The sequence below is a fragment of the Roseibium sp. RKSG952 genome (genome assembly GCF_009711355.1).
The window spans coordinates 66,254-86,200 of the sequence record NZ_SMMF01000961.1 but is presented as its reverse complement, the minus strand read 5'-3'; the positions used below and the strand labels follow the sequence as shown (position 1 = coordinate 86,200).

Annotated in this window: 17 protein-coding genes; 5 read left to right on the top strand and 12 right to left on the bottom strand. The window is 54.6% G+C overall.

Annotation, left to right across the window (positions count from 1 at the left end; translation table 11 throughout):
• The first annotated feature begins 714 nt into the window (after positions 1 to 714).
• The 3 genes from E1297_RS43015 (at position 715) to E1297_RS43005 (ending at position 5,030) form a co-directional block, all read left to right on the top strand.
• Positions 715 to 1,398, top strand: coding sequence for a TetR/AcrR family transcriptional regulator (locus tag E1297_RS43015; RefSeq protein ID WP_196223551.1), 684 nt, complete (start codon positions 715 to 717; stop codon positions 1,396 to 1,398).
• A 122-nt stretch (positions 1,399 to 1,520) separates the two neighbouring features.
• On the top strand, positions 1,521 to 2,825 hold the full coding sequence (locus E1297_RS43010; protein WP_155149310.1) for an MFS transporter: 1,305 nt from the start codon (positions 1,521 to 1,523) through the stop codon (positions 2,823 to 2,825).
• Positions 2,826 to 2,849: 24 nt separating this feature from the next.
• Entirely contained in the window at positions 2,850 to 5,030 is a 2,181-nt protein-coding gene (locus tag E1297_RS43005) for a TonB-dependent receptor (protein WP_155149308.1), read from the top strand.
• Positions 5,031 to 5,127: 97 nt separating this feature from the next.
• On the opposite strand, the gene E1297_RS43000 is transcribed toward E1297_RS43005, so the two are convergent.
• From E1297_RS43000 to E1297_RS51465, 11 genes are all read right to left on the bottom strand, one after another.
• Complete coding sequence (locus E1297_RS43000; protein ID WP_155149306.1) at positions 5,128 to 5,973, bottom strand: TonB family protein; 846 nt, start codon at positions 5,971 to 5,973, stop codon at positions 5,128 to 5,130.
• On the bottom strand, positions 5,970 to 6,353 hold the full coding sequence (locus E1297_RS42995) for a biopolymer transporter ExbD (RefSeq protein ID WP_155149666.1): 384 nt from the start codon (positions 6,351 to 6,353) through the stop codon (positions 5,970 to 5,972). Before E1297_RS42995 ends, E1297_RS43000 begins: the two co-directional genes overlap by 4 nt.
• A 4-nt stretch (positions 6,354 to 6,357) precedes the next feature.
• Positions 6,358 to 6,729, bottom strand: a complete 372-nt coding sequence (locus E1297_RS42990; RefSeq protein ID WP_155149305.1) for a biopolymer transporter ExbD — start codon at positions 6,727 to 6,729, stop codon at positions 6,358 to 6,360.
• A 4-nt stretch (positions 6,730 to 6,733) separates the two neighbouring features.
• A complete protein-coding gene (locus E1297_RS42985) occupies positions 6,734 to 7,687 on the bottom strand; it encodes a MotA/TolQ/ExbB proton channel family protein (protein ID WP_155149303.1) in 954 nt (317 codons plus the stop codon).
• Positions 7,688 to 7,957: 270 nt separating this feature from the next.
• Positions 7,958 to 9,019, bottom strand: coding sequence for a siderophore-interacting protein (locus tag E1297_RS42980; protein ID WP_155149301.1), 1,062 nt, complete (start codon positions 9,017 to 9,019; stop codon positions 7,958 to 7,960).
• Positions 9,020 to 9,031: 12 nt separating this feature from the next.
• Positions 9,032 to 9,814, bottom strand: a complete 783-nt coding sequence (locus tag E1297_RS42975) for an ABC transporter ATP-binding protein (RefSeq protein ID WP_155149299.1) — start codon at positions 9,812 to 9,814, stop codon at positions 9,032 to 9,034.
• A 2-nt stretch (positions 9,815 to 9,816) separates the two neighbouring features.
• Positions 9,817 to 10,827, bottom strand: a complete 1,011-nt coding sequence (locus E1297_RS42970; protein WP_155149298.1) for an iron chelate uptake ABC transporter family permease subunit — start codon at positions 10,825 to 10,827, stop codon at positions 9,817 to 9,819.
• The gene (locus tag E1297_RS42965) at positions 10,824 to 11,855 is read right to left on the bottom strand and encodes an iron ABC transporter permease (protein WP_155149296.1); all 1,032 of its coding nucleotides are present in this window, start codon (positions 11,853 to 11,855) and stop codon (positions 10,824 to 10,826) included. Before E1297_RS42965 ends, E1297_RS42970 begins: the two co-directional genes overlap by 4 nt.
• 1 nt (position 11,856) lies before the next feature.
• Entirely contained in the window at positions 11,857 to 12,843 is a 987-nt protein-coding gene (locus tag E1297_RS42960; RefSeq protein WP_155149294.1) for an ABC transporter substrate-binding protein, read from the bottom strand.
• A 59-nt stretch (positions 12,844 to 12,902) separates the two neighbouring features.
• Positions 12,903 to 15,152, bottom strand: coding sequence for a TonB-dependent siderophore receptor (locus E1297_RS42955; protein ID WP_155149292.1), 2,250 nt, complete (start codon positions 15,150 to 15,152; stop codon positions 12,903 to 12,905).
• Positions 15,153 to 15,587: 435 nt separating this feature from the next.
• A complete protein-coding gene (locus E1297_RS51465) occupies positions 15,588 to 15,731 on the bottom strand; it encodes a DDE-type integrase/transposase/recombinase (RefSeq protein WP_368669842.1) in 144 nt (47 codons plus the stop codon).
• Between the two features lie 318 nt (positions 15,732 to 16,049).
• On the opposite strand from E1297_RS51465, the gene E1297_RS42950 reads away from it, so the two are divergent.
• The gene (locus E1297_RS42950; RefSeq protein WP_155149289.1) at positions 16,050 to 16,787 is read left to right on the top strand and encodes a methyltransferase domain-containing protein; all 738 of its coding nucleotides are present in this window, start codon (positions 16,050 to 16,052) and stop codon (positions 16,785 to 16,787) included.
• Between the two features lie 10 nt (positions 16,788 to 16,797).
• On the opposite strand, the gene E1297_RS42945 is transcribed toward E1297_RS42950, so the two are convergent.
• Entirely contained in the window at positions 16,798 to 17,979 is a 1,182-nt protein-coding gene (locus tag E1297_RS42945; RefSeq protein WP_155149287.1) for a GSCFA domain-containing protein, read from the bottom strand.
• 194 nt (positions 17,980 to 18,173) lie between these two features.
• On the opposite strand from E1297_RS42945, the gene E1297_RS42940 reads away from it, so the two are divergent.
• Positions 18,174 to 19,913, top strand: a complete 1,740-nt coding sequence (locus E1297_RS42940; protein ID WP_155149285.1) for an FkbM family methyltransferase — start codon at positions 18,174 to 18,176, stop codon at positions 19,911 to 19,913.
• Positions 19,914 to 19,947 lie beyond the last annotated feature (34 nt).

The window sequence follows — 19,947 nt, the reverse complement described above, 5'->3', positions numbered from 1 at the left end:
GACACCTAGAGTCGCGTGAAACGGAAAAGAAGCTTCCAGCTTGAATAGACCTCAAGGCGATCCACGTCTGTTGGGAAGTAGGCGCTTGGCCCTTCCAAGGGTATGAAGGCGTTTGCCATGAACCGACTGACCGAAACTTCAAACCCTGCATCCCGAAATGCTGTGGCAATGTCCTCGGTGCTATGATCCGGTACTTCGATGTTGGAAAACACTTGTATCTTCGGACGCCAGCTAGCCCACAATGGGCTGTCCCTGTGACAGCAGGTTACAGCGTAGTAGCTGCCGCTAGGTTCGGTACATTGCCGCCTACGATTATCAACCCGACCATGTCCCATTCTTAGTGCGGCACGTATATGTGCGCGTATATCCCGGGGACGGTGAACTCGACTGTCAGTTCCTCGTCAATCGCAACATTCCATGGGGCGGTGCATTCAGGGATCATTCCGCGCTTTGAGGCTGAGTTATAACCAGCATCCGTTACAAGAAATGTGACTGCGTCTCCGGCTTAAATAATCAGACTTAAGGGTTCAAACACATTGGGAGTTTCGTGATACTCCATTAGGCAAGACTGCATGTCCCTCGAACAAAGCATGATTGTATTTTGCTTCCGACTTGATGCAGCAAAAGAACATGTGCTCAAACGGACAATCCGGGAATTCAACCGCTACAGAAGTTCATAGCTGTGGCCGAAAGAAACGCGCTCTGCTACAAAAATTGAGCAAAATTCGTTCTTTAGCTGAGATCATGCCAGACTCCCAGAATTCCTCTGTTTCCCCGCGCAAAGCAGCTCAACAACTGCGGTCACAAAAGAAGGTCGAGACCATTCTGGAAACGACTCTGACTTTGTTAAAAGAAGGGCCTGCAGACCGGGTAACCACCAATGCGATCGCAGCACGCGCAAATATTAGCATCGGCAGCCTCTATCAGTTCTTTCCCAACAAAGAGGCCATTTTTTATGAACTGTTCAAACGTTGGCTTGCTCAGACGCTAAATGCGCTGGATGAGGCCGGGCAGGCGCTTCAGGATGGGCTGTCCAAAGAAGAATGTATTGACGCAATTCTTGTGGCGCTGGCCGGTCATCCCGAGATCAACTCGCGCGGGCATTGGCAATTGCGCCGAGCCATGGGCAGTTCGCGAGAATTGGCCGAATTGGAGGCGCAACATTTGCAGCAGATCCTTGAGCGTATTGTTGGGCTGCATGCGAAAATCAGCGGTCATCCGCCCGCCGCGCTTGGGCAGGAGCTGGCTCTGTTACAGAACCAGATCACCATAGCCTGTTTGCAGGTATTGGCCATGACTGACGACTCACCGAACCGCACGCGAATTCTGGGTTGGTGTAAGCGAATGTTGATGCTGGCCTTCGATTTCTCAGAACTAGACGGCAAGAATAGATCGTAATTATCATATAAAACAATCGTTTAATCAAAAATATGAGCTGCAGCTCATTTTTCTTGTAAACCTGAGTAATTCTGTCTAGTTTCGCCGCGGTTTTCACCTGCAAGCAAGGCGTTCGGTCAGTAATGTCCAGGTTCAATACGATTTTCCCAACGAACCAGACGGTCCAGTCGCCGACGCCGGACCGCCTTGATGCGCGTGTGTGGTTGACGCTTGTTGGGCTTTACGTGGCTCAGGCTATCCCGATCTATCTTGTCGCCGCTGCGTTACCGCCGATCCTCCGGGCTCGCGGTGTAGACCTGTCCTTGATCGGCGGGTTGGGGATTCTGATGCTTCCCTGGGTTATCAAACCTCTTTGGGCACCGTTGATCGACCGCCTGTCGCGCTATCGGGGGATCGGGCGCAAGGGGGTCATCATAGGCACTCAGTCAATTGTTCTGCTGACGATTATCGCCTTGTCGCAGCTTGACCCGGTTCGGGACATCAGCCTGTTCTTTCCGCTATTACTGACAACAGCGTTTGCTTCGGCGACGCAGGACATTGCAACCGACGGATATGCGGTCGAGCATCTGCCGCCGCGATACCAGTCTGGCGGAAACGCTATTCAAAGCGGTGCGGTTGCCGCAGGTGTTTTGATTGGCGGATCCGGCACCTTGTTCTTGTATGATATCGTCGGATGGCAAACCGCAGTACTGACCGCAGGTGCGCTTTCTTTCGCGGCAGTGGCGGTTTCAGTGATAGTTCCAGAGGCACTGGGAAAACGAGAAGCTGGAAGCGAAAAGCAGAAACCCGGGTTGCGCCATTTTTTCACGCGACCCGGCGCTTTGACGGTTTTTGCATTTGCATTGATATTCAGGCTGCCTGAGGGGCTGATAAAGGCGCTGGAGCAGTCTTTTCTGGTTGACGCAGGCCTATCCCTGTCCCTGATCGGCTTGATATCCGGCGGGTCTGCTGCTGCCGTAGGCCTGATGGGTGCCTATGTTGGCATGGTCGTGATCAAGCGCCTAGGGCTGGCACCGTTCTTCGCCGCGTTAATAGCCGGTCGCACACTGATCTTCGCGCTATACGGAACTGCCGCCTTGTACGGTTTGCCATACGAAGCGCTGATCGGCCTATCCATGCTGAACACGTTCAGCCGTTATATGGAAATTGTGGGCCTGTTCACCGTGTTCATGCGCGTTTCGTCGCTGTCACAGGCGGGAACGGATTTTACGATACTCTCGAGCGCCAACCTGCTTGTCTACATGGTCGGTTCAATGGCCGCAGGGGTCGCGGCGCAGGCCTTCGGATACGCTTTTGTCTTCTGGCTCGCTTGTGCGTTGTCATTCGTCACGGGGGGTATCGCCCTCGTTCTTCTTTCAAAATCACAGATCAGGCAGGTCGCACCCACCCAGGATCACTCTTCCACCCGGGTGCCCTCACCGAACTAACTTACACACAAAAGGAACAATCTGATGGGACAGAAACGCGTGCTGCGAACCAGCGCGGCCCTTACCGCTTTGCTCAGTGCTTCACCAGTCTTCGCGCAAGACAGCGCAACCGAAGAAGATCTGTTGACGCTCGAGCCAATCACAATCTCAGCCTATCGCAGCAATGCCGACACCTCGACTATTCCGGGGACGGTTCAGGTCATTACATCAAACGACATCGAACAGCGCATCCTTCAGGGCGAGTCCCTCGAGCAGATATTGTCGGATTTCGTGCCCGGCCTCAGCGTTTCGAATGGCACGGTGTCCGGGGCCAGCCAGACGCTGCGTGGGCGAAACATCCAGATTCTGATTGATGGGGTGGCGCGTACAAGTGAACTGCGGGGCTTCGACCGCGAATTGGCTTTGGTTGATGTCAATTCAGTCGAACGGATCGAGATCGTCAAAGGATCGAATGCCCAATACGGGAACGGTGCTACTGGCGGTACGATCAATATCGTGACCAAGCGAGCAGGTGATGCCACCCAAACAACAGTCTTTACCCGATTGTCGGCACAGGGAGAAAGCGTATCAGACTCGTTGGGATACGAGATCTTTGCCGCTCATGATCAGCGTGTCGACAATATCGGCCTGCGGCTTGAACTGAGTGCTGAAAGCATCGGTGATCGTTTTGACGGGGCAGGGCGACGGCTCCCGTCGGACCCGCTTGTGGGTCAAGGCGGTGGGGATAACAGCGATATCTATTCGCTGGGACTGGCTGCTGATTACGAAGTGGGCTCGCATCGGTTCGACCTGCGCTTTGACGCTAACCGCTTCAAACAGACCCCGGATTTCTTCACTGATTATCTGACTGATCCGGTCAGCGTCGATACGGCTCAACCCTATGCCGGTCAGCCGATCAAGGATGAAACACAGGCTTTGACGCTGCGCTATCTGAATTCCGATCTGGCAATTGGTGAGCTTGAGATTCAGGGCTACTATACCGACAATAAACGAACCGCGGCTTTTGTACCTGCTGGTGTTGCCAACCCGCTATACTATCCGGTTTCCCCTACTAACCCACGGCAGAATCCCAACGCGCAAACCCGTCTGGATACAACCACTTATGGTATTCGTACCACAGTGCGCAGCGACCTGAGCCAGCTTGCGTCCGGAGCGAAACTGACCTGGGGCGTTGATATCGGCAAAGACGATGTCAATCAGGCATTGCTGGATGGGACCGAAGTCATTGCCCCAATGGATCAACGCAGCATTGCCGCCTTTGCGCAGTTGGACATTCCGCTTGGTGAAAAGTTCGATCTGTCGGGGGGTGTTCGCTATGAACGCTTCGACCTGTCGGTTCAGAATTTCGTTCGTCCTGATGTTGTCCAGTTGACGCCAGCGGGTGCGCGCCCATTGCCAGCGGTAAACGTGACGGGCGGAAACTTTGACTACGATGCGACGGTCTTTAACTTCGGCGGTGTCTATCATCTGACTCCGAGTACCGAGATATTCGCTGGTTTCTCTCAGGGTTTCTCTCTGCCGGACGTGGGCGCGTTTACCCGCCGTGCGATGGCATCCAACCCTCTCGTTCCTGGTCAGACCATATCCTATGCTGCGATCGGACCCGAGGCTCAGATTGTCGACACCTATGAGATCGGGGCCCGTCATACCGGTGGTGCGTTCCGTATCGAAGCGTCGGCATTTTTCGCCACATCGGACGAGGGCACGGTGTTTAACTCGGCCACCAACGCCATCACGCAGCAGAAAGAGGAAACCTGGGGCGGAGAGATCATCGCGGACTACCAAGTGAACCCTGCCTTCAATGTCGGTCTGTCTGCATCCTTCACCGAAGGTCGTTTCGACAGCAACAACGACGGCGAAGTGGACAGCTGGCTGCCCAACAACCGCATCGCAGCTCCGGTCAAAGCAACGCTCTATGGTGATTACGTCTTTGACAATGGCCTGCGTGTGGCGGGGGAGATCGTCTACACCGGCAAGCGGGATAACAAGGGTTACACGGTTGTCGAAGATACAACCACGGTCAACGCGCGTCTGGCGAAACAGATTGGTCTGGGCGAATTCAGCTTTGCTGTCGATAACCTGTTCGACACCATTCAGTTGAACCCGACAGCCAGCTCGGTTCGCACAAACCCACTGACCGGGCAGGATATTCCTGTGGCAGCTGAAGGGCGCAGGTTCTGGGCAGGATACTCGGTGACTTTCTGACCTGACGGCTCTGCACCATCTAAATCGATACAGCCGCCGTATTCTTACGGCGGCTTTTTTCTGTACGAAACTGTCGCAGCCTCACGGTGATTGTCGTTCAGCGTGGTTCTAGCCTGATCAAAACGGAAAAACTAAATTTGTTACCCTGCAGGTTTTTAGGCGCTTTCGGGAACCGCCCAGCACGGGTTACTGCCTTCAGGGCAGCGTCATCTAAGGCCGCGATGCCTGAAGATTTTCGTATGCCATGGCTTAACAGCTTTCCATCGCGTGATACGTGCAGCTCGATGGTTACACCACCGCTGGCTTTGGTTCCGCGCGGAATGCGCTTGCTCCGGTCGATACGCGCCCGGATTTTCGCGCCCCATACAGCCTGCAGCTTCGCGTTCTGGCCCGGGTTGCCGGTAGTCGCGTTGGCGCTTCCTGTCCCTGCCTGCGCCGCTCCGCCCGACCCGGCTGCCACCTCTTTTTTTCGACCGGATGATGTTGTCTTGGCTTTCTGGGCTTGCTCAGGCTTAGCCTCTGGCGGTCGGGGCTTTGGCCGCGTGTCAGATGACACCTTGATTTCGGGTTCAGGTATTGGGGGCGGGGGCGGCGGTTGGATCGCGTCCGGATTGAAATCATTCAGGCTGTCTGGTGGCGGTGCCGCCAAACGCATTTCTGGACGAGGGGCCGGGCTTGTATCTATTTGCGGAATGGTGGTCGCCAACGAGGTCGGTTCCCTTGGTGCAGTCAGTGGTGTTTGAATTTCCGGCACCGTGACAGGCGGACGCTCCCAGGTTTCGACCATCTCAGCGACAGTGGCCGCGGCGGCCTTTATGGAAACTATGGCTTCACCACCGCTACCGCCGGATTGCTGGCTGGACTCTGGTCTCTGCGCAAAGGCCAGCACATGCACCATCAAGGCGAGGGCGACAAATGCAATGATCTCCAGCGTATGTTTCATTGCGAAGTCACAATCAATTCAACGCGGCTCAGACCAGCGGATGTGAGGTCTTTCAACAATTTGGCCAGTACGTTCGCCTCCAGCTCGGCATCCGCACGGAGTTGAATGATCGGATCCGCCTCGCTGATGCTCGCGAGTGCTTGCAGAGCCGCTTCGGCCTCATGCCCCTCAAATGAGATTTTTCCAGACTTGTCGACATACAGGATGCGTTCGACCTGCGGCTCCGTTTCAGAACCGGCATGGGGCGGGGTAACTTCGAATGGTTCGGGTTTGGCCAGGTTCGAGGTCATCAAAAAAAAGATGAGCAGCAAGAAAACCACGTTGATCATTGGAACGATGGATTCAGATCGCTGTCTGGTCGGGGGTGGTGAAAAGTCCATCATGTCACTCGACCAAAACCACTGAAACATACCCGGCTTGCCGCAGGTTTTCGGTCACCGTAACAATACGTTGCAGGGTTGCACTGTCCTTGCCGCGCAGCACTAGCATGTCGGACGGAGATTGCATCAGCGGTGCAAGCGACTGGGCAATATCGTTGGTTTCTATGCCGTTAAGCGTTATGCGATCCGGGTATACATCGATCAGGCGCGGCGGGCCGGTGTATTCACCGCCTGAGCCAACCAACGGTAACGGTAGCATGGCGTCCGCGCCAAACCGCGATGCCAGCATGAAAAAGACCAGCAGCAGAAACACCACATCGATCATCGGCGTGAGACTTGGTTTGCGCCGGGGTCTGGCTGGCGGTGCGAATTGCATGCGCCTACTCCGCCGCCAGCCTGATCTCTTCGGGTTGTTGGGAAACAAACAACCGGGTTGCTCCATCCTCGACATCTCGGCGAATGCGGTCGATCACGGCTTCGAACCACGTAAGTGCTGCAGATGCGGGAATGGCAACTGCCATACCTGCAGCCGTTGTCAAAAGCGCTTCCCAGATGCCGCCAGCCAACAGGGCAGGGTCGGCGCGGTTTCCAGCCTGCTGAAGAGCCTGAAACGCAGCAATCATGCCCAGAACGGTTCCGAGAAGACCCAGCAATGGTGCAATGGTCGCGATCAGCTCCAGGGCCCGAAGGCCAGTTCCTGCCTGTGCAATCTCACGCTTGGCGACCCGGGCAGTTTCTTCTCTTGCGCGGTCTTCTGACAGTTTGTGGATTGAACGGATGGCATGGGCCACCACTTTCGAGCGAATGCCTCTGCGGCCGCTGACAGTGGACAAAGCGCCTTCTGTGTCGCCGACTTCGAATTTCGCAACAGCTTGCCCGGCTTTTCCTCGTGACCACGCCCCGATCAGGGCTAGACGCCAGATCTTCCACAGTATCAGCGCCAGAGTAACGACCGACAGGGCGGCAATTGCCCAGATCGATAGTCCACCGTTCTTGAGGAATTCTGCTGCCTTGCCGGATGCATTCTGCGCAGTCAGCCAAATGTCTGCCTCCTGCGGGATTTGAGCCTGCGCACTTTGGATACCTGAGTCAGCTTCTAAAATGTCGGTTTCAAGAGCGGTATCCGCAGGTTGTTCTTCCAATGCCGATGCTGGATTGCCAGCCAACGGTGCAGGCGCATCGCCTTCGGGTGTGTCTTGAGGGTTTGCCGCTACCGGGAGTGGAGCTTGCAGCGAACTCGGAAGTTCCGGCGTTGTCGGTGCGGCCGTGCTTTGGGCAAAACCTGCTACGGGAATGGCGAGGAAAGCAGCCAGTATGATCGAGTTGGTTTTCATAAGTGGCTCCAGTAGGCCGAAGTGTGTTTCGAGGTGGCGGAGTCACCTGAGACTGGCGAGATCACCCCGGATGTCAGCACAAGACGCCGAGGGACCAAGATCCCGCCGGCTTCAATTGAGTTTTCTGTGAGTTGGCTGAATTGCGGAAAATAAAAGCGCAATCTGGCTCGGGTCTGCAGACCCGGTTTATAATTCCGTAGAATTCCCGTATGATTTTGTCAACATTGGTAAATTCCAATTGCCTCAGTGGCCACTTGCCGCTCAAATGGCTTAGTCTTCGGTGCCCGGCTGACTCCAATAAGCGGCGATATAGGCACGCGATGAATCGCCATTCTTTGCCTTGTATTCTGCCCGTACCCGTTGGACATCGGCCTTTTCGCAGGCAAACCACAGAAAGTGGTCCGGAAACTCTTCCATGACGGTCAGGGCAATATCCGCCAGGCTGTGTTCGTCGTTCCGATCCAGCCAGGTGACAGACACACCCGGTGGTGTGGTCAGCGAATAGGCGCAGTTGGCCCCGTTTTCTGTAAGTGCTGTTACATGCCCTAACGTGTCTGCTGGCAGAGCCTCAAGGATACGCGCCATCGCGGGCAAGGCGGTTTCGTCAGCGAACATCAGAATTCGATTGGTTTCAGGAATCCCGCCCCCTCCTGGCCCTACAACAGCAACCTGCGAGCCAAGCTCAACACTCCGGGCCCATTCCGTCACGCGACCACCTTCGTGGACGAAAACGTCGAAATCCATCAGCCCCTGTGCATGGTCGATCCAGCGCGTCGTATAGACTGGGCGATGCATGGCTTTGTCACCCTTTGGCCATACCGTTGCGCCGCTTTCGGAGACGTAAGGCCATTCGACATTTACGGAGTCTTTGGGCAGCAGAACGATGCGAAAGTGGATGGCGTCATCCTTAAAACTGGACAATCCGCGGGCTTTGACCCGGACCCGGACAAAAGACGTGCCAACCGGCGTGACGGCCTGAACCGTCGCAAAGTGGAAATTGGGTGGCAGACCCCCGGCCTGATCCGCATCGGACCAGCGAATTTTCTCTTCAACGCCGGGTAGGAAATGGGCCAGGTGTTCGACCAATTGCTCTTTGAGCATGAACAACCAATCTTGCTTGGCTGCAGTCACTTTGAATGTGACACCGCCATTGGCAGTCTCAAAACAGTAGCAGCCGAACGGGGTTTCCAGCGTCACCCGCGTGTCCTCGTTTTCGAGAACGGGCAGATCGTGTTCTTTCGCCTCGTGCAGCATGATCTGCCGCATGGCGTTGAAGTCCAGTTCTGCAACATGTGTTTCGGCATTCAGTGAAAAGTCGGGCCGGATTGTCATAGGAATCTCCTCTCAGGCCGGAATGACATGGGGTGAGCCGTGAACGGGATCGGCGATCACGGTACACGGCAGGGCAAAGACGCTGTCCATATTCGCCTCGGTGATCACCTCGGCCGGAGATCCTGCGCGATGCACGCGGCCATCCTTCAACGCGATGATGTGATCGGCGAACCGGGCGGCAAGGTTGATGTCATGCAGAACCATTGCCACCGTTCGCCCCGTCTCGCGGTTGAGTTTCTGCACCAAAGTCAGGAGTTCGATCTGGTGGGGCAAATCGAGATAGGTGGTCGGCTCGTCCAGCAACAGGATGTCGGTATCCTGCGCCAATGCCATCGCGATCCATGCCCGTTGCCTTTGACCGCCTGAAAGTGCCTCAAGAGGTCGACCAGCATTGTGTGCCATGCCGGTTTGCTCAAGCGCGGTCTCAACTGCAGTCGCGTCTTCTAGTGACCATTGTTTCAGTGCGGATTGGTGCGGGGTACGTCCCCGGATGACAAGATCGCGGACAAGCAACCCTTCGGGAGCGGTGGGCATCTGCGGCAGGATTGCCAGACGCCGTGCCACGGATCGGCTGTTTTGCTTGTGAATGGCTTTGCCATCCAGAACGACCTGCCCCTTATTGACCGACTGCAGTCGGGCCAGGGAGCGCAGGAGCGTGGACTTTCCGCAGGCATTTGGGCCGACAATCACGGTCAGCTTGCCGTCCGGTACGTCAGTGTGAAGTTCTTTCAACACAGGTGTTTTGCCGAATGAAACTGATATGTCCCGTGCCGAAAGGCGACAAAGCTGGGTCATGTCTAAAGTGTCCCTTTCTTGAATTGGACGAGCAGCAGCCACATCAGGACGGGCGCGCCGATGATGGCGGTGAAAACTCCGGTGGGCAGGTGAACAAGTGGAACCGAGCGGGCCGCCATATCGGCCAGCAAAGTCACCAGCGCACCGACAATTGCGGCTTGTAGCAGCGCTGGTTTACCCTGGCGCACAAGGCGTCTGGAGATCGGGCCGGACACAAAAGCCACAAACGGCAGCGGCCCGGCGACACTGACGGCAAGCGCCACTAATGCGACGGCCGTTGCGGTGATCGCAAGACGCATAGGGGACAGCGCAACGCCCAGCCCATATGCAATATCATCCGCCATCGACAGTCGGGTCAGAGGGAATTGCAGCCAAAGTGCAAGGGGCAAAAGGATGGCCAACCCGACCCAAATCAGCTGAACATCCACCCAATTGCGAGCGTTAAGTGACCCGACCAACCACTTTGCCATTTCGGCTGCCGTTAGCGCATCCAGCTTGGTCATAAGAAGATCAGCCCCGGCTGAGAGGGTCAGACTGGCTCCGATCCCAACGAGGATCAGCCGATAGGGGTGCAGGCCGTCTTTCCAGGCAAGACCGATCACCACCAGCGCGGTAACGACACCGCCGATCAAAGCACCAAACAGAACAAATCCGCCTGTCAGAATCATGGCCAGCAGAGCACCACAGCTGGCCCCGGCGCTGAACCCGATCACGTCTGGCGAAGCCAACGGGTTGCGCAGCATGGTTTGAAACATTGATCCAGCCATACCAAACGCCGCGCCGGTTCCGATTGCGGTCAGGATTCTGGGCAACCGGTGATCCAGAACAATCATCCGCTGAATTCCCCCGGCATGACCAAGTACGGCTTGGCCGATCTGCGAGATATTGAGGGGATAAGCTCCGAGGTGAAGCGCAGAAAGAAGCGCAACGACCAACATAGAAATCAGGCAGAGGCTAACAGTGATTGCACGAGCTGACATGTGCATCGACAGGAAAGGCAGACGCAGAATCATAGCTTGCGAACTCCGTTGCGGCGCACCAGCCAGATCAATACCGGGCCACCGATCAGGGCCGACATGACACCGGCTTGCATGTTGCCGCCAAACAGGGGCAGCCGCCCCAGTAGGTCAGCGGCAACCATCAGCGCTGCTCCGATGCTGGCGGAAAACACCAGCATCCAGCGCATGTCAGCACCTGCGATCCAGCGCGCGATATGAGGGACAATCAGGCCGACAAAGGCAATCGGACCGGCCATTGAAACCGTTGCGCCGCACAGGATCATGATTGCCAGGCCGATCAGGATTTGGGCTAGGCCGACCCGGACGCCCAGACTGCGTGCGGTATCTGTCCCCAGCATCAGGGCGTTCAGAACAAAGCTTGCCAGCAACGATAGGACGATGCCGACCGCAAAGAAGGGTAACAGAGCGGTGATTGTTCCAAAGTCGATGCCGTCGAAGCCGCCAAGAACCCAGAACCGGTACACGTCCAGCGTCTGCTGGCTGACCAAGAGGAGTGATCGGCTGAGTGCCAGAAACAATGCGGAAACTGCAGCCCCGGCAAGGATCAGTCGTGCAGGGTTCGCCTGATTGCCGCCACCCAGTAAAAACACCAAAAGAGAAGCGATGAATGCGCCACCGAGTGCAACCCAGACAAAGACGGCGGGATCCGTGATGCCCAACACTAAAACACAGAGCACGACACCCATAGAGGCACCGGCATTCACGCCCAGGAAGCCCGGGTCCGCCAGCGGATTGCGGGTCATGCCCTGCATGAGCGCTCCGGCCATTCCCAGAGAGGCCCCGGCCAGAACGGCCCCGACCAGCCTTGGAGCCCGGATCTCGCGGAGTACGATCTGATCGGGGCTCAGTGGTTCAAATGTGGCGAAGGCTGACCAGATACTGCCCCAGCTTATCGGCCTTAGGCCAAAACGCAGGGCAAATACGGACAAAACAATCAGCCCCAACACCGACAAGCCAAGCCACATGCCTCGGGCGTCGGTGTTGGGGGCTTCCGAGGGAACGGAAGTCGTGTGCGCCGTCATCTCAGAACTCCTCAGGTAAAATGCCTGCATCGCGCGAGGAGGGAACCACGGTTGTCGGGTCACCATCCATCGCGGCCTCAAGCAGCGGGACGAGTTTATCCAGGGCGTAATCCAGACTCAGGGGGCTGGAATGCGAGAGTGCTGCTGACAGCAACGGATCAGAGTAAACTTCGCGCCCTTCTTTGTAGGCGCGCATGGTTGGGCGCAGTGGCATGCGGTTCAGGGCCGATGCAGAACTGCCCCCGTCGATCCACACCAGCGCATCAACATCGATCGGTGACAGGTCTTCAGCCGGGATCAGGACGTATGAAATGTCCAGCGCCCTGCGGTTGTTCACAGCTTCGGGTACAACAAATCCGAGGTCCTCGAGAAATTTCCCACGAATGTCCCGGTTTGTATATGCGCCTGCTTGACCCGCCCAAACCATGACCGAGGAGGCACCCTGCCACTCCGGATGCGCGTCACTGATTTCCTGGAACCGATCCTGCAGGCGCATGATCTGGGCCTCGGCCTCTGCAGATTTTCCAGTTGCCAGCCCCACGGTGCGATGCATCTCCTGCCATGACATGCCGTGGTCGCCATACCCGGCAGCAGGCGGAACGGTTGGCGCGATCTGCGATAACAGCGAATAGTCGCGTTCAGTCATGCCCGACCATTGACCCATAATCAGGTCGGGTTTCATGGCAGCGATCTGCTCGATATTGATTTCGCCCTGCATGACTATGGGTTGCGCATCGCCAAGGGCTTCGTGCCCCCAGGCCCAGACTCCATAGGGGTCGGTCCCGTACCACTTTCGCAGTGCATAGGGTTTAAGCCCCAAAGCAAGCAGAAAGTCATGGCCGATAAAGCTGAGCGATACGATCTTCTTTGGCTCGCTTTCGATCCGGGTCGTTCCGTACTTATGTTCGATTTCGACCGGAAATGAATCGGCACTCGACCCGACGGGGCAGAGTGCCAATACAATACAGGTCAACAGTTTTTGCAGCATCTTTGGACCTTTGAAAGAAAGACCCGGGCGGCATCATGTCCGCCCGGGTTGTGATAAAGTTAGAACCGGCGGCTCAGCGTCAGCTCGACCGAGCGACCTGCGCCATAGGCGCACCCGCCTGCCTGCGACGCATTGATCGCGGGGAACAGCGCGAGAATGCCGGTGTTGTCTATCTGGCAGTAGCTTACGTATTCCTTGTTCGCGAGGTTGCGGGCTGCCAGCGTTGTTACCCAACCGTTCTTTTCATAGGTCAAGGAGGCGTCATAAACCGTCACGCCGCCGACTTTGAAAGCAGCTGTATTGGCGTTGTCCGAGAAACGCTCGCCGGTATAGCGCGCGCCCAGTCCCAGACGCAGACCGGGCGCCTGAGCAACCTCATAGGCCAGCCACAACGAGGCAGAATGTTCCGGGATCCGTGCCAAGCGGTTGCCTTGATTGGTCGCGTTCTTGGTGATTTTCGCGTCGATGTAGTTGTACGCACCCAAAATCGACAGGCCATTTCCGAACGCATAGTTTGCTTCGACTTCGATCCCTTTCGACTTGACTTCGCCAACCTGTTCAAACGCTCCGGGACGTCCGGCAACGGCCTGAGGTGTGTTCTTCTTGGTGATGTCGAAATACGCGACCGACAACAGCGAGTTGGTGCCGAGTGGACGGAATTTCGTACCAACCTCCCAGGAATTTGCTTGCTCGACATCTAACTGCTTGCCCGCGACATCGACACCAGCCGGAGGCAGGTTAAATGATCGCGCCAGTGAGCCGTAGAAGCTCAACCCGTTATCAAGGTTGTAGGACGCAGCCAGATTCCCGCTGGTAAAGTTCCGCTTGTTATCCAGATCGGTGGTCGTATTGGGAACGAATGGCAGCGGTGACACGGTGCTGGTTGTCCCGCTGATATCAACCCAGTCGTGGCGCAGGCCCGCATCAACAATCAGGTTGCTTCCGATTTCAAAATTACCAAGCAGATACAGGCCTGTTTGCTTGATGTTTTGGGAAATCGAATTGGTGACCAAAGTACCGGTTGGAATACCCGGAGGAGTGATAATCGAGTTGTTTTGGAACAGATTAACGCCACCAAACGCGTATGATTGTGTCCCGTCATAGTCACTTTGATAGTAGTCCAGACCACCGATGATGGTTGCATTCACGTTGCCAAACGAGAAGTCTTTCGAGATCGCGTTGTCGAATGTCGCCTGCTTGGCTTTGTTGTCGACGTCGAAGTTGACCAAAACCGCTGCGTCAATCGCATTCGGAACCGGCGGGCGACCGGCAAGGATCGCTGACGAAAAGAAGGCCGCGGCATAACCGGTGTTGTTGGTCCAGTCGTTGTCGGCATAACGCGCGCGCGACCGGAAGGTGAAACCATCGCCGAATGCATGATCGAATTCATAACCAATGTAGTTCTGGGTTGTTTCGATATCGTTGCGGCTTGGGTTGTTCGAATAGAAATCGTTGCCGTAGTGGCGCACGGGGTTCGGCAATTGCGACCCGTATTGCGGAACCAGGATGTATGAATCCGGCACCTTGTCTTTCTGGTACTGTGCAAAGACCGTCAGATTGGTTGCGTCCGTCGGTTTCCAGGTAACGGATGGTGCAAAGTAAAGGCGGCTCTGGTCTGTTTCGTCATATTGGGTGCCTGTTTCCCCACCCAGGAATACAAAGCGATATGCCAGTTCATCAGATGCAGCCGCATTGATATCGACGCCAAGCTCGACACCGCCATAGGCCGAAGCACGCGCCATAAGCTCAGTGCTGTTTTCAAATTTGGGACGTTTGGTGATCGAGTTGACCAGCCCGCCGGGCTGACTTGCCCCATAAAGGCTAGAGGTTGCACCGCGCAAAACCTCGATCCGTTCAAGACCAAAGGTTTCTGTCCGCCAACCTGCAAACCCATAAAGGCGCAGTGGCATGCCATCGCGATAGCTGTTTGAATTCTGGACTTCGAAACCCCGAATGGCAAATTGGTCGAAGCGACCGTCTACGCCAAATGTCTGTGCGGTTACACCGGGCGTATATGAGATCGCTTCTTCGATGGTGGTTGCACCTTGGTCGTCGATCTGCTGTGGGGTGATGACGCTGATCGCACGCGGTGTTGTTGCAACGTCTGCCGGAAGCCCGCGCGTTGCGCTGACAGCTGCCTCTGCCGCATAGCCTTCGACGTTATCCAGTGCGCTGGTCTGACCACCCTCGATGGTAATTGGCTCCAGCACGACTTCGTCTGTTGCGGTCTGAGCCTGCAGCGGTTGCGCGGCCAACCCTACTGTTACCACAAGTGGCCCTGCCGCCAGAACCTTGCTTCGTGTTGACATATTCCGTCTCCAAGCGCCGACAGGCGACGCCGGCGCATTATGTGTTCAAAACACAAAAGCTTTCCCGGTCTGGCTTGGGTGTTTTCACCTCTGCCCGGGTTCGCTGTCCCACATTTTTTGGCTGGACTTTGCGTCGCCGAGGCGGTGACTTGGTCTTGCTTCTTAGCATGCAATGCACGCTCTGGCAGCGGCGTAAAATTGTAGAGTGATTTTGTCAAGTTTACGTGAGGCGTTTCTCGGTATAGTTGACGTAAGGGACAGTGCATTGAGACAGAAATGCTGCAGCTGGCCCGGACGGGGGCTGCTTCCAAGTGACTGTGTCGCAAAATGCAGAGTGATAAGGGTCGATCCTTTTGCTGAGCGACCGAACTGCTTTAGAATCTTGTTTACTTCTCGAATACCAGCTGTATTCGCGCTCTCGGGCCGATTATGATTTTACCTGTAATGCCATTTGAAAAAGAACCTTGTCTCGGTTGGGCTATCGCTCCGCTCAAATAACATGACGTCCCGGGTATTTCCTGCTTTGTCGACCACGCGATACGTATACATACACCCGCCGCGTGCACGCAGGTAAGTCACATTAATTTACAGGGAATTCTGTGCTGGACTTTTCATCAATTGTACTCGAGCTGCGATCAGCGACGCGTAGTTTACAGAAGTGCAGCCTTGGGGATTGGCAGTCTTTCAACAAGAGCAGATGTCAGAATGCGCATGTTCGTCAAAAAGATCCCAAAGCTTGAGGCACATCCTGAATCGTGCAGCTCAGCCGATATCAATGGATCCTGCCCCTAGAAACAACTTGTGCACAGCGGGCCTGAGACGTTACCCGTAAACCCACGACCCGCAGCATGATTGTGCATTGGTGCTGTTCAACTAACTAACTCAGGCTTAATTATCATGGCTATACCCGATACGCTGGCTGCGCGATTGATCGAAGTTACCAAGAACAACAACTTGGGTGGTCACTTTCTTATGCTCGGGCGGCAGCGTTGGATTGGGACGCGCAAGGGTAAGGCAGCCAAGTTGCTGGCAGATACGATTGGCACCTATTTGCCCGGAAAATCTGAAGAGGACCTGAAAAATCCGAACGATGCCTATTCCGAGCAATTTTTCAAAGCGCTTGGATACGACCAGGTCGACTCTCTGGACTTTTCTAAATTTGAAAATGCCAGCATCATACAGGATTTAGGCGCAGAGCTGGACCCTGCCTTGCACGAACGCTTTGACGTGATCTATGACGGCGGCACGTGTGAACACATTTTTGAGTTGCCTACGGCCTATCGCAATATCCATAAAATGCTGAAAAAGGGTGGTGTCCTAATTGCGCATTCGCCGTGCAATAACTGGATCAATCACTCATTTTATCAGATCAATCCCGAAATGGTGTACGGGTTTTGGGAAAAAGCCATGGGTTATGAACTGTTGAGCCTGATCCTTCAGCCCCTGCTGCCAAATTTCTCTGACAGAGTGGTAACCACGACCAATCCCAACGTCACAGGTGTGCGCCCACGCCTCAAGGGAAAGCTACCTCAGAACTCCCCAATTATGATGTGTTATGCGGTTCGAAAACCATTCGACACAGAAGGGAAAGGGGTCGCGTATCAGACGGACTATATGGAAAAATGGCAGGGCTAAGGAATACGACCTATTGGTCTGACTGAAGCGTGCTAGCTTTTCGTTCGGCATCCCAGCGGAACAGTAATCGTTTCAACATGGCGATTTTGCCTGAATGCACCTTATCATCACGATCGAGACGCTCACCACCGTTGATCAGTTGCCTCATGCGGTACGGACGTTTCCCGGACACTATTCCATCCAGCTGAGCGGGTAGCAGCCCGGCGGCGGTACAAGCTTTGACCCAGGCCTCATCAAGTGATGGCGGCGGGTTCTTTTCCGACGATATGCACCAACTGTGCTCGAACCGCGTCATGATATAGTCCAGCACTGGAATGTGCGGATGCCTGCGATCCGATTTGTACGGCATCTTGAAGACATCCGTGACCAGTTCATAGGAAGGCCAATAAAACAGTTTGCCCTCTGCTTTATGCGCGCGCACCACCTCATCAATAGCAACACGCAACGATGCCTTAGAAACTGAATTGGAAGTTATACAAGAATTATCGCGAAAGGTTGCAATCAGCGGTATTGGTGACAAGGTTACGATTACTTTCGCATCTGGACGATGCTTGCGGATCAGCTGGTAGATCGCGTCAATATTCTGACGATTTTCCTCCACACTTGCGACCCGGAACTTGTGACGGGATGGATCATAAACGTCCTTCGGTATCGTGCGCCAAAAGACATTGCCCGTGGGCTCGTCGTACCAAACTTCACTCAACCCGAAGGTCAGGATGAAGACGTCTGTTTTGTCAAACAACTCCTTGGTTTGCGCCTGCGCCACAGGGTCATAGCCATATTCTTCTGCCTTGTACCCATGCCAAAGAACCTGCGAGAAAACCTTGTTTTCCCAAGCCCATTCAAACTGTTGGCGAATAACGAACGAGTTAACCATTCCTTCGCCGCAACTAACTACATAGGCACGCTTGGCCTCTTCGCCCTGGGTCAGAACCCGAAAGTTCCGTTTTGACAGCCAATTTGAGATATTCGCCGCAAAACAAGAACCGAAAGCAGTTATCTGGGTTTCCGGGGTTATACACGGAGTATCTGGTTGCCAACCTTTTAAAACAAATGTCTCCACGGCTTCTTCATCGACCATTTGTAGGGCTGTCGGGTTGAAATTTGTATGTTCGCCCCGAAACCAGGTTCTAAACTCTGAGCCATCTTTCGTCGTGGACTGGAAGTTGTGAGAAATTGCCTTTTTAGTCATCCAGACACGCCCTGATCGCCGAAAAAACCACCTGCCCAAGGTGCCTGAAATGAGTTTCCGAGGCAAGTTCAGCGCAACAATTGGTAACTTCAGAAAATAGCAACAATGATCTTCAGACGGGCAGCAAGGTGTAGAATTCAAACCAAAACAGATAGTATACAGAGGCAGAAACTTTGCATGGGAATTTCTGTAGTATGAATGATCTGAGCTACGATGAGCTGATTGAGGTTCAGGGTATAAAGCTGCCTCTTTGTAAGAACATCGTGACCCCTCGCATCGAAAGACAGATGAGGCTTGGAAATTACGAAGTTGGCGAATGCGCTGCTGCACGAAAATTCATACATAAGGGTGACAGGGTTCTCGATCTTGGGGCAGGTATCGGCCTTGTCGCAAGTGCGGTCTCCAAGATTGAAGGCGTCGAAAGGATAGTGTCAGTAGAGGCCAATCCTGAACTACTGGAAGTTATCCGAGAAACACACAAAATCAATGGAATAGACACGGTTGAACTGCGCCACGGGATAGTGTCAAAGGAAGCGGCAGAACAAGTTCCGTTCTATTTGCGGGGTCATTTTTGGTCTTCCAGTATGGAGCCGGATTCGCGCCCATACAAAGAAGTGGTTCCCATGACCGCTTTTGCCATGAACGATTTGATCGAAGAGATCGACCCAACCGTGATCATCGCCGATATTGAAGGCGGAGAACTCGAGATTTTTGATGGGTTGACGTTGGATAAAGTTCGAACAGTTATCATCGAACTGCATCCGCTGGTCTACGGAGTTGAAGGGCAGCGCAAGGTTCTGAAGTTCTTTGATGACCTCGGGTTCCGTGCCGAAGATGAGTACCGCTCGGGAAGTGTTTGGGTATTTTCGAGAATGCCCATCAAACAAGTGCCAAGGTTTTTGACACGAGGGCCATCCAGCCCGGTGCACACCCAAGACAACCCTCAGTTCGTCATCCCAACTTGCATGCGAAATGAAGGCCCATTCCTGCTGGAGTGGCTGGCCTTTCATCGTTCGATAGGAATCCAGAATTTTGTGGTATTTTCTAATGACTGTTCGGACGGAACTGACCTTCTATTGGATCGGTTGGATGAGTTGGGTGTCGTGACCCATCTGCCCAATCCGGCCAAGGCAGCCAAGTCAACGTACTTTCAACCTCTCGCCATGAAATTTGCGATGGACATGCCTCAGGTACGAAGGGCGGATTATGTAATTCAGACGGACGTTGATGAGTTCATCAATATCAAGGTCGGCGACGGAACGGTGACCGATCTGTTGAATGCAGCGGGGCCTTTTCATGTTCTTTCGATCTCGGAACTGAATTTTTCGAGCGGCGGGAACTGGGAATTGAAAGACGGCTGGCTCACCGAGATGTTCCGGGAGCACGAAACCGACACGCCGGGTCACTGGCAGGCCCGGCGGGGGGTTAAGTCGATCATTCATGGCGCCGATAATTTTGAAACCTGGCCAGTACATCGACCAGGGATATTCGCGGGCTCATTTGATCAATTGGTCTGGCTGGATGGATCGGGTAATCCGGTTCCTGAGGACTTTGTTGTTAACCACGAAAACGGCATCGACAGGCGCGGTCGCTATGATTTGGTCCAATTGGATCACCATCCATTGCGCAGCGCGGAATCTTACCTGATGAAACAGTGGCGTGGGAGTGTTGCCGATAACCGGCGAAGCACGGATCATCATTATTATCGTAAGCGGTCTCTTGGTGGTAATTTTTATGGACACATTGATAGGCTGCTGCCTCGGGCCCGCAAAGAGTGGGATGCGTTAATATCGGACAAGAAACTCCTGGATTTACATCGGGCCTCGATTGACGTGCATCGGGAACGGATCAGGTCAATCGAGAACGAGCCAGCTATCTCTGAAGTTCGCGATTGGATTCGTGAAAACTATTTCGCTGATCAGGGGTCGGATTGATCAAACAGGAATGGGCAGCCAAAGTAATGGAAAA